Consider the following 14,295-nt stretch of genomic DNA (forward strand, 5'->3'; position numbering starts at 1 on the left):
TGTCTGCCCAAGATTAAGAAAACTTAATGTTTCATAAATCCTACCTCAATGGCAAGGAGCAGATAATAAAAGCCTCTAATATTATTAGAGTTTTTCGGTTTACCCCCTAGACCGTTATGGCTCGCATTAGTCACGCGAGCCTTCTTTTTATTCCCCCCAATCGCTGGCGAATCGGATATGATATGACACGCGTAAACAAGGAGTGAATGTGAAACTGCTGATTATAGAAGATGACCAAACAACGCGAGAATTTGTTGCTAAGGGACTGCAAGAGCATGGCTACACGGTTGATCAAGCAGAAGATGGCAACAGTGGGCTGATGATGGCACTAAGTGGCGAGTATGACTTGGTGGTATTGGACAGAATGTTGCCCTATTTGGACGGCATGAAAGTCCTATCTGCAATCAAGGCGACTTTAGAGCATTTGCCCGTCCTTATTCTGAGCGCCATGGACAGCGTCGAAGACCGCGTCGATGGGCTTCAAGCAGGCAGCGACGATTACCTCATCAAACCCTTCGCGTTGGCAGAACTTATTGCCCGTGTTGATATCATCATTCACCGTAACCAACGTCAAACTAAGCCGCATTCTACTCTCAGCTATGACTGCTTAACGGTCGATCTCCGTGCGCATCGGGTCACCTGCAACAATACCGAGTTGCAACTTCAGCCCAAAGAGTTCCAGTTGATTCAGCACTTTATTGAGCACAGTGAACAGGTTGTCTCACGAATGCGTTTATTTGAGAGTATCTGGAGCTATCACTTTGATCCAAAAACCAATGTCATTGATGTTCACGTAGCCAACCTGCGCCGTAAACTTGAAGAAGCGGGATGTCGTGATCTACTGCACACGGTTCGGGGAGCGGGTTATGTCCTTCGTAGATGATTATACCCTCACACGATCATCTGTTTTTAAAACCTTAATCGGGCTTTTTCTGGTTATCACTATCATCAACATCATGGTTGTGCGGCAAGTCTACATCGACTCTGACAGCTTTCATCGCGAGCAACTCACCAAACAACTGAATGACGAAATCATGGAATTCAGTTACCTCGCTGAACAGAGTCGGGAAGAGGTTGAAAAACTACTCCAAGCGAAGAAAGCGTCCAATACCCCTTTCTATTATCGCTTAATTGAACACATAGAGCCGACTTACACTACTCAGTTCTATCCGATTAGCTCACTGCCCAATGACACGACCAATATTGCGATTGGAGATAACGTTAAACTCGAAATTGGCGTCAATCCCCAAGTAGTCGAAGCGTATCGAAACGCGCTGGTGCCCATCGTCCTTTCTAGTATTGTGTTACCCATTGCGGTTATGTTGGTCGCGGCTCTGTTTTTCACCATTTTGATCTTGCGCCGACTCGAAAACGTCAACAAAGCGATGAACCGAGTCCTGTGCGGCGAGCGCGATGTGAAGTTAGAGGTATCACAACAAGACGATGAGTTCGACATTCTCGCCATACACCTCAATTACATGATTGAACAAATGGCGAAAAAAGAGCAAACATTGAAATCTCTCACGGTTGGCATGGCCCACGATATGCGAACACCCATGGCGCGCCTTAAGCTGAGGCTGGAAGATGTTTTGTCACATCAGCAGTTGAGCCCAGCTCAGCAAGCTCAAATTTCTGCGTGTCATGACGAGTTGGAGCTCATCTTATCGTTGTTTAATAGCATGCTAGAAATTGCGAAAATCAACAGTGGTCAAGTTACCTTACAGGCCGAGCCCGTTGATTTAGCCAAAATCAGCCAAGATGCAATCGAATTTATCTCGCCTATTGCCGAACAAAAACAGCTTTCGCTCACCTTTCGGCAAGACCAAACCTGCCAAGTCAAAGGTGATCCGTCGCTTCTGTTCCGAGCGATTTTTAATCTGGTTGAAAACGCCGTTAAGTACACCCCAGAAAATGGTCAAATCAATGTGGTTGTTGATAGGTTAGGTGTTGTGGTTGCCGACAGTGGAATCGGCATTGCTGATAAAGACAAACCCAACGTGTGCCGACCGATGTATCGCGCTGACAAAAGTCGCAGTGAGCATGGCAATGGCTTAGGGCTCTCGTTGGTTGATGCGGTCGTTCATCAGCACGGCGCTGAGTTAATTTTCAAAGATAATCACCCAGGTTTGCGCGCGCGCATTTTATTCACCTAAACCCTAAAAATTAAGTGGAAATTTCACCTCCTAGCGTCAAGACTTGAAGTAAAAGGAGGTGACTATGCAACAATTCAACAACATACTCTTTCTCAGTCAAGGAGTGATGGACAATCGAGAGTCCCTTGCACAATCAATTCGTTTAGCATGGCGGAATAAAGCCAAACTAAAAGGGCTTGTTGTTTGCCCTCACCTACCCAACGACATGAATGACTATGAGGATCAGTACGAGACTTGGCTAATGGAGTCAATGCAAAGTCTTGTACAAGAAAGCCTCGTCGAACAAGACATGTCGCGCGAAGACCTGCAGTTTCCTGTTGAACTGATTGTCGCAGATAAGCCGACGGTCCAAGCCATTCGGTATGTTCAAGATCACGGGATCGACTTGGTGATTAAAGATGCGGAGCCAAATCAATCTCGCAGCCGCGGTCTACGTGCTATTGATATGAGCCTGCTAAGAAAATGCCCCTGCCCTGTTTGGCTAAATCGTCCGTCAGACAAACCACGAAGCAAACAACGTGTTGCGGTAGCGGTTAATCCAAATGCCACCACAGACGAAGAGAAAACGCTCTCTATCCAGCTCCTTCAGCTTGGTCGTTCTATTGCCGATAGCTGTGACAGCCGCCTTCACATCATCTCTTGTTGGGAATATGTGCTCGAACATTATCTAGACGATCATATTTGGATAAAAGTGTCGCAAGACGAGCTCCAGCAACAGATTGAACTGGCGAAACAGCAACACTACGAAGCCCTTCAAACGTTGGTCGAAGCCTCTGAAATAGGGGGCGATTTAGTGATGCATCGCTTACATGGCACGCCCGACGCAGAAATCCCTCACTGTGTAGAGGAAACCGACATTGATGTGTTGGTGATGGGGACACTCGCTCGAACTGGCATCCCTGGCGTGGTGATCGGCAACACTGCTGAGAACATCGTTCAGAGCGTCAACTGTTCTTTGGTTGCCCTTAAATCCAAGCAGTTTCGCTCTCCCATCAAATAGAGAAAGACCGAGTCACAGTGACTCGGTCTTTTCGTCTTACTCCCGCTCTACTATGAGCTCATAGAAGGCGTAAGGGATTGCGACTCTGAAACTTGCCTCATTGCGTGAGCGATGTCTTCCGCTTCGGTACCTACAATCACCTGAAGATTATTGTTGCCCATTTTCACCACACCAAGCGCACCAATCGATTTCAACGTCTCTTCGTTCACGACTGACATATCATTGAGTGTTAATCGTAAACGAGTGATACAAGAATCGATCGTTGCCAGATTCGCTAGTCCGCCTAGCGCTTTGACGTATTGCAACGCTTTTTCATTGCTGGTTGCTTCATTGCCTTGCTCGACCTGCACATCTTCACGACCCGGTGTTTTGAGGTCAAATTTTAAGATGGCAAAACGGAACACAAAGTAATACATCGCACCGAAACAAAGACCTTGCAAAATCAACATGTAAGGTTTGTTGGCCAACGGCAAATTGAACGACAACACAAAGTCAATTAAGCCGCCGCTGAAGGTGAAGCCCGCGATCCACTGCATACTTGCAGCAATGTAGAGTGATAGCGCCGCTAAAAGAGCGTGGATGACGTACAAAACAGGCGCAACGAACATAAACGCAAACTCAATCGGCTCTGTGACACCGGTCAGAATCGCAGTTAGTGCAGATGCGCCCAAAATGCCGCCAACTTTCTTTTTGTTTTCAGGCTTCGCGCAGTGATACATCGCCAAACATGCAGCTGGCAGACCGTAGCCCATCACAGGGAAAAAGCCACCTTGATAGATGCCCGTTACACCGAGTTCACCGGTACCCGACCAGAATTTACTGATGTCATTGATCCCCACTAAGTCAAAAATGAAGACTTGGTTAAGGGCATGATGCAAGCCAATCGGAATCAAGAGTCGGTTAAAGAAACCATACAAACCAGCCCCTGTCGCGCCAAGCTCGGAAATCGCGATACCGAAGTCCACCAGTGCGCCGTAGACAACAGGCCATACATAAACCATGACAAGACTTATGGTGATCGCAGTAAGAGAGGTAACAATAGGGACGAATCGTCGACCACCAAAGAAGCCAAGTGCAGCTGGAAGCTTGATTGTATGAAAACGGTTATACAGCGTCGCAGCCACGATACCCATCATGATCCCAGTAAAGGCACTCACCGCCGCTTTCGATGCAATGACCTCGGATGAAGACATCTGATCGACAGGTACGCCCGTTATCTGTGATATCACGGCAACATTGCCTACAATCATCTCGATAATCAGTAACCCAAGCAATCCCGACAAAGCAGCCGCACCATTGTTATCCTTGGCAAGCCCGTATGCGACACCAACCGCAAACAACCAAGCTTGGTTGTCCATAATGCCCTTACCGCCGTATACGAGTATTGTTGCGAGCGCACTGTTCGCCCCCCAGCCCGCTGGGTCTATCGCGTAGCCCAAACCCAGCATTAAGCCACCCGCAGGTAGCACGGCAATTGGCACCATCAACGCCTTGCCGATTTTTTGTAAGTAACCGAGTATATTCACCTTTTGTCCTCTTGGTTAATTGTTATGAATCTAGAATAACCAAGTGAGGATTAAGCCTCGATTGAGGGAAGATTAAGGTTTGTTAATGTAGTTTAAACTTCTGAATTTGATGATGAATTAAAAGAGAACATCCTAACTTCATCACGGGGCTGCCACCCTTGGGATTGATAAAATGCCTGCGCCTTTGGGTTGTCATTGGCGACAAATAAATGGGTTTTCGCAATCCCTATCTGTGCAAGCGCGTTAATGGATAACGAAACCAGATGTTTACCGATACCGCTGCCCCTTTCTTCATTGCTCACCGCGAGGTGTTGCAAGTAACCTCGTCGACCATCAGTACCCACAAGCACGCAGCCAACGATAACTTTGTCTTTTTGGGCGATGTAACTTAGCCCCGGATTTCGAACTAGGTACTGTGAAATACTCTGCTTTGAGTCAGCGCCTCGGAGTAGCATGTGCTCGGTTTCACGCCATAGCGCTGCGACTTGGGCGTAATCGGAAATATCCATTTCTCGGTAGGTGATCATAGTGTTCCTTGTCTTTTAATGACTCTCTGTAACGTGTTGTTTTCTCAATCGATTAGACGTGTGTTTGAAAGAATACAACGAGAGAAAAGAAGAGAACAGTATGTTGGCATCAGGAATACTTTGCCAGCCCCTAGAGCAGGGGCTGGTTTAGGAAGATTAAGACTCTAGGTTACCTTAGTTTAAAATTGGCAACTTGACGCTTCAAATCATCATTGGTGTCATTGAGCCGCTCAGCCGCTTGAACCGTTTGCTGACCACTGCTGACTAAGGCTTCAACGATATCTCGAATCGACAGCATGTTACGGCTTAGCTCTTCTGCCACCGTACTTTGCTCTTCGGTTGCTGCCGCTATTTGAGTGCTGACATCATCGATCTCATTGACCGAGTTACTCATCACTTTCAGGCTTTGAGAGACTTCTGAGGTTTTATCCGCCGTCTCTTGGCATTGATTCTTGGTCGCCGTCATCGCCGTCACCACCGTTTCTGTCCCGCTCAATAGTTGGCTCAGCATATCGGAGATTTCCATGGTGCTGTTTTGCGTTCTTCCTGCCAGTGCTCGTACTTCATCCGCAACAACAGCGAAACCGCGCCCCTGCTCTCCCGCTCGCGCTGCTTCAATCGCCGCATTGAGCGCAAGCAAGTTTGTTTGCTCAGAAATTTCGCCAATCACACTAAGAACGTTACTGATCTTATTCGCATCTTGATTCATGGTCATAATGCTGTTGGACATCTCTTCAACTTCAGTGACTAGCGCACTCACCGTATCTACCGCATTGTTGACGATAGCCAATGATGATTGTGCCTCTTTGCTCGCTTCCTCGGTAATACGGTTCGATTGAGTCACGTTTTCAGCAACGTTGCGCGCACTTTCGCTCATTTCAGTAATTGCGGTGACCACTTGCTCTGTTTCCTGAGAATGAGATAACAACTTCGCTTCGTTGTCGCGTGCCGTTGATCCAAGCTGACTCACACTCACCGAAATATTTTGACTCGCATCGGAGATGTGCAACATCATCTCTTGCAGGTTGGCAACAAACTGGTTAAACCCAGCACTCATTTGCGCCAAATCATCATCCCCTTCAACCGCGAGTCGTTGGGTTAGGTCGCCATTACCCTGAGAAAGGTCCAATACAGCGCGTTTCAGCTTGAGTAAAGGACGATAAGCGTAACGCAAAATAAAGAAGATAGCGCCGCAACTCGCGAGTAGCAGTATAAATCCTGTCGTAAATGACTCGTACATCGCGCTGTAAACTGGGGTCAGTGCTGTGGCCTGATCCACAAACACCATCAACGTCCAATACATGCCCGGCGCTAAGTTGACCCGCTCGAAGTAACCATCAAATTGAATACCTAAATAAGGGAACGTCATATGACCCGATTCTTGTGAAAAGAACATGCGTTCCATTTCTTGAAAGTTAGGGCTGATTTGTGACGGTGTTCTGCCTATATCCGATGGGTCGTCACTGGCAAAGAAGACCGCATTTCTATCCGTGAGGGTTGCCGCCCCACCAGCAAAACGCAGATTGCTCACGGCGGTAATGATCTCTCCCAGTTGGATGTCGCCAAGCAATACCCCGACAAACTGACCGCCATCCATGACTGGCATCGTAACGCTGATCACTTTCTGATTGGTAACCTGATCTTGATAAATATCAGTGAGCGTCACTCCACCTTTGGCACGAGCCGCTTTGTACCAATCTCGCGTCCTGAAATCGTACTTAGTGCCGTCGATAGACATATAAGCTCGGCCATCTTCGTACGTCATGATCACATTCGACAATTGACTGCTTTGCGCCAAAATAGTCACCAACCTTTGATTGGCTTCATCACTCAACTGCGAATTAAAACTGTCTGCTCCATTTTCTATCGCCGTGATCTTTTGCTTCATCATTTGCTCAAGTTCTGCGACATGAAAACTCAGTTTGTCCGACGTTTTAGCTACCAAACCTGTGACCATTTTGTCGCGCATTGCTAAAATATTGAGCGTTCCAAGAACAATCAATGACACAGCCAGCAAACTACCTACACCTAGGTATATTCTTGATTTAAAGCCTAAATTCATAGCCAACTCCACTCACCTCATGAGCCGTTTCAGAGTTAGGTACGATTGCCAGTCATTTTAATTAGTACCGTGCAGTACACGCTGTATACCGGTCAACCTTCCCTAGCCAACACTGAGCCACCAAACAAATTACGCAACCCAATGCCTATAACTACGTTTAGTGTCCATCTGGCAAATATTCAACATTCAATCGATAATTTGGCGAAATAATTCTCACTACTAACTTTAAACTCATTTAAATAGCGAATAATTGCGCGCAGCGACACGATTTAACATCTTACCAATTTGGAATCCAGATCACTGTCTATAGTCACCTATACACGACATATCGTGTTGGCTAGGTGGCGAAAAATGGCTCTCGCCACTTGTTCCTGAGACAAAAATAGAATCAATCTTGGAGCAAAAATATGAGTGACAACAAAGAAATAGAGTACGGACCTAAGCGAATCCCTTGGGAGCATCAAGTCCCTGACTTCGCCAAAGAGAGGATCTCGCCTCCATCGGCGGATCCCATTCAAGTTTACGCAGAGCGAAATTACGATTTTCACTACACCGAGCAAGCCATCAATGGATTTGATGTCGAGCTCCCCCCCTCTGGCCAAAGCTGCCAAGAACAAAACAGTGTTTACGAACAAATCCTTGCGTACGTTGACTCACAAAAAGAGCGCTTTTTAGGCTATCAAACCGAAGAGAATATCAGCTATAAAACTCGACTCGCCCCCTTTCTTAACGTAAGCCTAAACAATGTTGGCGATCCCTTTGTTAACGGTAACTACACCATCAACTCTAAGTGTGTCGAACGCTCAGTGCTCGACTATTACGCATCACTTTGGAATGCTACTTGGCCCTCACAAGGTCCTTACATCGACGAAAATGGAAACTTTCAAAAAGGGGTTGGAGACAGCTATTGGGGTTATGTACTCACAATGGGAAGCACCGAAGGAAACCTGTATGGAATGCTCAACGCTCGAGACTATCTAAGCGGCGTGATGTTACTTGAAGAAGAAATCCGCGCAGAGACAGACAAAGGCGAAACCATCTGCAACAATCAGGTCTACGCTCACTACCCTAAAACCCCACAACACAAACCCAACGCCTATACACCCGTGGCGTTTTTCTCAGAAGATACCCACTACTCGATCGTAAAAGCGATGGCGGTCGAGAAGATCGAAACATTTGGCGATCTTGGCAATCGACTCTACCCCGATGACAACCCTGTTAACCCTGGTCAACCTTGGCCCATGGAAGTGGAATCTGAAGGACCAACCGAGACACTACCTGCGGGCTCTGGTGCAATCGATGTGGATAAACTCATCGCGTACGTCTCATTTTTCGCTTCCAAAGGCTATCCTATTTTGATTGTTCTTAACTGCGGAACCACATTTAAGGGCGCTTACGATGATGTAGACACCATTACCCAACGGCTAGAGCCCATCTTGAAAGAACACGACCTGTGGGAGCGCGAGGTGCTTGTTGACCCTGACGATCCAACCAGCGGATATGAAAAACGAACAGGTTACTGGCTGCACATCGATGGCGCACTAGGCGGAAGCTACGTACCCTTTATTAAAATGGCAAAAGAGAGTGGCCGTTACCGAACCTTCTTTGGTGGAAATAACGGCTACACAGGTCCAAACTTCGACTTTTCTAACCCTATGGTGCACTCAATTGTTACCAGCGGACACAAATGGCCAGGCGCGCCTTGGCCAACCGGTGTCTATATGACCAAGCAAAAATACATGGTCTCACCGCCGGATGATCCAGAGTACATTGGCTCTCCAGACACAACATTTGCTGGGTCACGAAATGGGCTTTCGCCGCTGGTTCTATGGGAATACTTCGCGAGAAACAGCTTTACCGACCAAATGAAAATGACGATGCGAGCCCAAGAGATGGCGCTTTATGCCCATAGTAAGCTCACTGAAGTTGCCAAGTACTGGGACGAAAAGTTCAAGGATGATGAAAACGTCTCTTTTCCGAAGAAACTTTGGTTACAAAGAACGCCACTGTCATTGTCGCTGATTTTCTGTCAACCCAACGAAGAGATCATCTTCAGATACTCGCTGGCGAAAGAAAGCACCACGGTAAAAGTGGAGAGAGATGGCAAGCTCGAAGATGAAGTGCGTCATTACGTCCACCTCTTTACGATGTGGGATGTTGATGAGCAACTGATTGATAATCTTTGTCAGGATTTGATGCAAGATGATGCGTTCAACCCCGACCTATTCCCTAAGGTAACCAGTCAGAAGTTGCACAAAGCGCGTGTTAAGAATTCACTTCGTCAGGTGCGTTTGCCTCTCAAAGGACGTTCTTTCCGCTAAGTGACAACACAGACCTCTTGTCGCCTTACAACAAGAGGTCTTTGCCCATCTTCAAATTGATTTAGATCAACAGAAAGTCAATTATTGATCACATCAATAGAATGCGTCATTTCGAGAGAAGCTGGGTTTATCGTTTGAAGATTAGAGAGTTATCCAACTGAGTGTGCAGTCCAATGGACTAAACGAAAGTTTAGGTGGTTTTTTTGCACATAGATAAACTGGCTATCACTGTCTAAGCTTTACCTCAATGTTTACCAAAGTTGGAGGGACTCCTTTTGGATAAGTTACTCACATCTGCATTTCATGCAAAACGTCGCACGGAAGTGACAAGCTTGTTTGCAAGTGAAGGTTATAAGATTGCCATGACAGATTTTGATGATGTCATTTTCGAAAGAGCCAGCGTTCAAGTGCACTGCCACTTTGATCGCTCTGCATCGATAGAGACCATCTCGATTACTGACGAGGTTCATCACGAATCACACAGTATCCTAGATGATCTCACCGCAGCCTAACGGATAAGATTCTCCGCCGCACTTGAGTAATAACTAAAAAGCCATCGTATTAACCGGCTGCTTCAAACCAGTTAGGGGACGATGGCTCTTACTTATTCAGCAACACATTTATGTCAAATACAATATAGTTCGATATTTTTAAGAAAGCCGTCTAACACTCAGTAGTGACCTTCATCTCAGCCACCAGCGCATTGCTTTCTTACTATTCCCACTATCTATCGCTCACACCCAGCCTATTTAGCGTGCAAACACCGCCACCGTTAGTGCTGTTTCGTTATTTGGAATAGCATACAAACATTCAAATTTCACTGGATTCCTTGCAATAAAACACTGTATTATTAGAACAACGTTTGCGAGGACACCCTATGAAAATCATCATATTGCATGGACTCTATATGCATGGAATGGTCATGCAGCCTCTGAGTCGAAAGCTACGCAGTTATGGCTATAGAACAAAAGTCCTGACCTACAATAGCGTTGCGATCAATCAACACCGTTTGTTTAGTATGATCGACAATGCGCTCAGTCCAACAATGCCAAATATACTTGTCGGACACAGTCTGGGCGGTTTGGTGATCAAACAATACCTGCAATCTCGCCATCCAAGCACCACCAAAATTTCACACGTAGTGACCATAGGATCGCCGCTTAGAGGCGCCTCGATTGTGACTCGCTTACAAGAACTTGGCATGGGCACATTACTAGGCAATTCCCCTCACTTTGGACTCAGCGAGCATCATGACGAATGGTCTTATCCGCAAAAGCTCGGCAGCATTGCTGGTACCTTGCCTATTGGTGCTCGAGCCCTACTGTTGATGGACAGACGGCTTCCTTCAGACGGTACGGTCACGGTTGAAGAAACTAAGATCCGCGGAATGACGGATCACATAGAGACGCCAAAAAGCCACACTAGCTTGATTTACAGTACTTTCGTACCCGACCAAATACACCACTTTATTGAAAACGACGTGTTTCAGCACTAACGCGTTGAAATCGCTTCAGATTAGATGTCGGCTGTCGACATGATTGAAATTCAACAGTATTAAAAATGGTAAAATTATTTATGCGTAAAGACGTTGTCATCGGGTTGTTGTGTATGGCGATGAGTTTGCTTGGTGTCATTTTCGTGCTCGCAGGTGATTCACAAACTCCTGTCTCGCACTGGCCACTAGAAGCATTTGAAGGGCTGGTATTTTCTCTCGCGTGGGGGCTAGGTCTGTCTGACCTCAATGCTATTGTGTTAAGCCTCATGTTTATAAACCTGTTTGCCTTTATCGCCTTTGTGGTTGGGCGTCAGCTTTCAAGAAAACTATAAATAAAAACAGCCGCTTTGAGCGGCTGTTTTTGATTCACACTACTTTGTCTCCGGCGTTAACGTGTATTTGGTCTTTACACTATCGCTGCCAAACGCTTCGGCGATGCGATGCTTAAAGTCCGCTAATGAGATCGAATCAATCATGGCATCCACGTCTTTTATCGCTTTAACCCCATAACCGTGAATTGAGTAGCGAGCGTAAAACCAAGTACGATCAACTGGCTCATTTTTCAAAGGATGAAGAGCGGTTGAAAGTTGCTTGGCGACCAGTTGAAAGTCTTGCTCACTCACGTTGGTTACAAGCTCGCTAACCACTTTATCGACGGCGACTTCAATTTTACCGATATCATTAGGGGCCACTTGCGCCTCAATAAACCAATCCGTGCTTGGTTCTTGGTCTGCTGCAACCGAATAAGCGTCAGGCGCGTAGTCTAATCCTAGTTCTTCACGAACGTAGCTCGTGAGCCGTTTAGACAATAAGCGCTGAATCATATCATCCATAAACGCGGTTTTGGCGCTGCTTACCTGTGCGTTAGGGTTGACCACACGAAGCAAGTAAATGCCGTTCTGTTCATTGTGGATAGCCAAGTCGACACGAGGCGCCCAATCCTGATTGTAGTGTGCCTGATAGCTAGGTGCCGGCACCTTTTCTAATGGGATAGAGGCAATAAAATGCTTCAGCAGCGGAGTCACCTCTTCTGGCTTCATGTTTGCCACGATCACAAGCTGAAAACCGCGATCTTTCGCAAACAGCTCATGGTGAAGTTGGCGAATTTGCGCTTCATCAATCGCAGCATAAGCAGGCGCCGTCAGGAAGTAGTGGCTACTTGTCGGTTGGTAGCTGTTGCGGTTAATGGCACGCTCCCATTGACCATATGGCGTCGCTAGATAACGCTCCTGATTGTCATACGTCTCCTGCTGGAGAACACGAATTTGCCTTGGATCCACATTGATGTTGGTCGAGATGTTATAAATCACTTTCAGCGCATCAGCGAGTTTATCTTTCGCCGCTCCCATCTCGATACCGTGATGGGTGAAATTAATAAACGGATAAACCTCTAAGTTGTTCTTGGTTAGAAATGCATCAAACTGAATGCCAGTAAACTCCCCAACTCCACTTCTCACCACAACAGGGATTGCAAGCTGAGCAGCAGCAAATAAATCAGGGTTTAGCGCGGCTTTCCCCCCTTGACTCGCATAGACAATGTTAACGGTTTCTAGCGTCGTAGGATCATTCTCGAGCCTAACTTGAATGCCGTTAGAGAGCGTCCAAAGGTAATCGCCAAACTCATCTACTCCTTGTGATAAAATCGAGCCCGTTTGCGAAGGTTCCGCCAGTTCCTTTGCCGTAGGCAGCAGCGCAACGGGTGCAGTGCCTGGCTGTTTAATCGCTTTACGAAGTAAGGGAATTTGCTCTGCAAGTTGATCCACAGACTCTGCTTCATCCGCGCCAAGAATCACAAAGTATTTGCTTGTTAACAGTGACTGAACCTGTTTGTTGACTCGCTCTAAGCTAGCCAGAGCAACAAGCGCTTGTAAGCTTTCTTGGTAATCTTGCTTAGACTGACTGCTTTGCTGGGTAGAAATTCCCCACACGCGATCTTCAGCAAAGGTAATCGCATCCCGCTTACTCCAGTTGTAATCGAGATCATCGACCAATTGCTGATAGTAAGCCAAGGAAGTATCTAGCTCTTCCTGAGTCACACCGAAGTCCCGCAGTGAGGCAAGCGTTGCAACGAACTTATCTTGCACCTGCTGACGAAGCTCCATATTAAAGGCGACAGAAAATAACGCATTGCGTTGATAGTTCATGTAGTAGGGAGTGATCGCCATACTCTGAAGTGGGATGGCCGCTTCTTGATATACCGAGGTCATGCGTTGTTGCATGATTTGTAGGGCAATCTCATCCAGCCATGACGCAAGCAACTCTTCTCGCGTTTCTACTTTGGCTGGCGCTCGATTCATAACCAAGCTTAAACTCGGTGCCTCAAACTCGCCTACCGTGTCGGTATAGTCAGTAAATGCGAGTGTTGTTACCTCGATGTGGTTGTCACTTACCGATGCTTTTTTTTCCCACGTAGAGAAGTGTTTATCAAGTAACTGCTTAGCCTGCTCGACCGTTACATCGCCTGTAATAACAACTTCAGTAAACTGGGGCTGATACCATTTGCTATAGAAAGCGCGGATTGACTCAGCCGTCGCTTCATCGACTGACGACTGATTACCCACAGGGTCAAGGTTTTCTAGACTCGTCCCTGCAATCAAATGATCGTAGTACTTTTCCGCTAAACTTTTGTGTTCAGGGCGGGTTCGACGAATTTCTCCTTGAATCACCCCCTTCTCTTTGCCGATTTCCGTTGCTGACAAGGTTAACCCGTCGGCAATGTCGCGAAGCCACAATACGCCTTCATCAAGCTGATTCTTGTTCGGCAAATCAAGCTTATAGACTGTTTCGTAATAACTGGTGTACGCATTGATGTCAGCACCAAAAGTTAAGCCCGCTTTTTCAAACAAGTTAATCACGTCGTTGGAGCTGAAGTTCTTACTGCCGTTAAACGCCATGTGCTCTAGAAAGTGGGCGTATCCGCGTTGCTCTGCAGTTTCATGCGCCGAGCCGACATTAACGTACATTCGCAAAGAAACAGGTTCACTGGTGGTTGGATAAATGTGGAACTTTAGCCCGTTGCCAAGCTCTCCTTTCGTCCAATTGGTGTCAGGTTGGATCGGTGTCGTCATTTCGGGTTGAGAGCAACCGACCAAGATCAATGAGAAGAACAATAGAATAATTCGCATAGCCATACTTCTGTTGGTGATTTGCTTTGAAATATAACCCAAACAACTGTTTTTTTATAAAATTCAGATCATTTATAGAACATTAC

11 protein-coding genes are annotated in these 14,295 nt (G+C 46.6%); 7 read left to right on the forward strand and 4 right to left on the reverse strand.

The annotated features are described in order from the left end of the window. The first annotated feature begins 208 nt into the window (after positions 1-208). The 3 genes from U9J37_RS15315 (at position 209) to U9J37_RS15325 (ending at position 3,153) form a co-directional block, all read left to right on the forward strand. Positions 209-883: a response regulator transcription factor gene (locus U9J37_RS15315; RefSeq protein ID WP_005472294.1), complete on the forward strand. Its 675-nt coding sequence runs from the start codon at positions 209-211 to the stop codon at positions 881-883. Further along, complete coding sequence (locus tag U9J37_RS15320; RefSeq protein ID WP_043886921.1) at positions 867-2,153, forward strand: sensor histidine kinase; 1,287 nt, start codon at positions 867-869, stop codon at positions 2,151-2,153. The genes U9J37_RS15315 and U9J37_RS15320 overlap by 17 nt, the downstream gene beginning before the upstream one ends. Positions 2,154-2,217: 64 nt before the next feature. Then, entirely contained in the window at positions 2,218-3,153 is a 936-nt protein-coding gene (locus U9J37_RS15325) for a universal stress protein (RefSeq protein WP_005472270.1), read from the forward strand. Positions 3,154-3,203: 50 nt separating this feature from the next. Here U9J37_RS15325 and nagE read toward each other — a convergent pair whose 3' ends face one another. From nagE to U9J37_RS15340, 3 genes are all read right to left on the reverse strand, one after another. Continuing rightward, complete coding sequence (gene nagE / locus U9J37_RS15330) at positions 3,204-4,679, reverse strand: N-acetylglucosamine-specific PTS transporter subunit IIBC (RefSeq protein ID WP_005472379.1); 1,476 nt, start codon at positions 4,677-4,679, stop codon at positions 3,204-3,206. A 92-nt stretch (positions 4,680-4,771) separates the two neighbouring features. Next, on the reverse strand, positions 4,772-5,206 hold the full coding sequence (locus tag U9J37_RS15335; RefSeq protein WP_005472295.1) for a GNAT family N-acetyltransferase: 435 nt from the start codon (positions 5,204-5,206) through the stop codon (positions 4,772-4,774). Positions 5,207-5,375: 169 nt separating this feature from the next. Next, positions 5,376-7,268 (reverse strand): methyl-accepting chemotaxis protein, encoded by a 1,893-nt coding sequence (locus tag U9J37_RS15340; RefSeq protein ID WP_005472272.1) that lies wholly within the window; start codon positions 7,266-7,268, stop codon positions 5,376-5,378. 407 nt (positions 7,269-7,675) lie between these two features. Between U9J37_RS15340 and U9J37_RS15345 the strand changes: the two genes are divergently transcribed. The 4 genes from U9J37_RS15345 to U9J37_RS15360 all read left to right on the forward strand — a co-directional run bounded on the left by U9J37_RS15345 (position 7,676) and on the right by U9J37_RS15360 (position 11,416). After that, positions 7,676-9,589, forward strand: a complete 1,914-nt coding sequence (locus U9J37_RS15345) for a PLP-dependent aminotransferase family protein (RefSeq protein WP_005472280.1) — start codon at positions 7,676-7,678, stop codon at positions 9,587-9,589. 275 nt (positions 9,590-9,864) lie between these two features. Then, a complete protein-coding gene (locus U9J37_RS15350) occupies positions 9,865-10,101 on the forward strand; it encodes a hypothetical protein (RefSeq protein WP_005472369.1) in 237 nt (78 codons plus the stop codon). A gap of 365 nt (positions 10,102-10,466) precedes the next feature. Continuing rightward, a complete protein-coding gene (locus U9J37_RS15355; RefSeq protein ID WP_005472388.1) occupies positions 10,467-11,084 on the forward strand; it encodes a PGAP1-like alpha/beta domain-containing protein in 618 nt (205 codons plus the stop codon). A gap of 65 nt (positions 11,085-11,149) precedes the next feature. Next, positions 11,150-11,416 (forward strand): hypothetical protein, encoded by a 267-nt coding sequence (locus U9J37_RS15360; RefSeq protein ID WP_157607834.1) that lies wholly within the window; start codon positions 11,150-11,152, stop codon positions 11,414-11,416. 39 nt (positions 11,417-11,455) lie between these two features. On the opposite strand, the gene U9J37_RS15365 is transcribed toward U9J37_RS15360, so the two are convergent. After that, on the reverse strand, positions 11,456-14,209 hold the full coding sequence (locus tag U9J37_RS15365) for a M16 family metallopeptidase (protein WP_005472297.1): 2,754 nt from the start codon (positions 14,207-14,209) through the stop codon (positions 11,456-11,458). Positions 14,210-14,295: the final 86 nt, after the last annotated feature.

The sequence above is a fragment of the Vibrio sp. 16 genome (assembly GCF_963681195.1).
Lineage (GTDB): Bacteria > Pseudomonadota > Gammaproteobacteria > Enterobacterales > Vibrionaceae > Vibrio > Vibrio sinaloensis_D.

What these genes read in the sequence shown, in the direction of transcription:
- U9J37_RS15320 (WP_043886921.1), top strand. Translation starts at nt 867, where the DNA reads ATGTCCTTCGTAGATGATTATACCCTCACACGATCATCTGTTTTTAAA.
- U9J37_RS15365 (WP_005472297.1), bottom strand. Translation starts at nt 14,209, where the DNA reads ATGCGAATTATTCTATTGTTCTTCTCATTGATCTTGGTCGGTTGCTCT.
- U9J37_RS15325 (WP_005472270.1), top strand. Translation starts at nt 2,218, where the DNA reads ATGCAACAATTCAACAACATACTCTTTCTCAGTCAAGGAGTGATGGAC.
- U9J37_RS15340 (WP_005472272.1), bottom strand. Translation starts at nt 7,268, where the DNA reads ATGAATTTAGGCTTTAAATCAAGAATATACCTAGGTGTAGGTAGTTTG.
- U9J37_RS15345 (WP_005472280.1), top strand. Translation starts at nt 7,676, where the DNA reads ATGAGTGACAACAAAGAAATAGAGTACGGACCTAAGCGAATCCCTTGG.
- U9J37_RS15335 (WP_005472295.1), bottom strand. Translation starts at nt 5,206, where the DNA reads ATGATCACCTACCGAGAAATGGATATTTCCGATTACGCCCAAGTCGCA.
- U9J37_RS15355 (WP_005472388.1), top strand. Translation starts at nt 10,467, where the DNA reads ATGAAAATCATCATATTGCATGGACTCTATATGCATGGAATGGTCATG.
- U9J37_RS15360 (WP_157607834.1), top strand. Translation starts at nt 11,150, where the DNA reads ATGGTAAAATTATTTATGCGTAAAGACGTTGTCATCGGGTTGTTGTGT.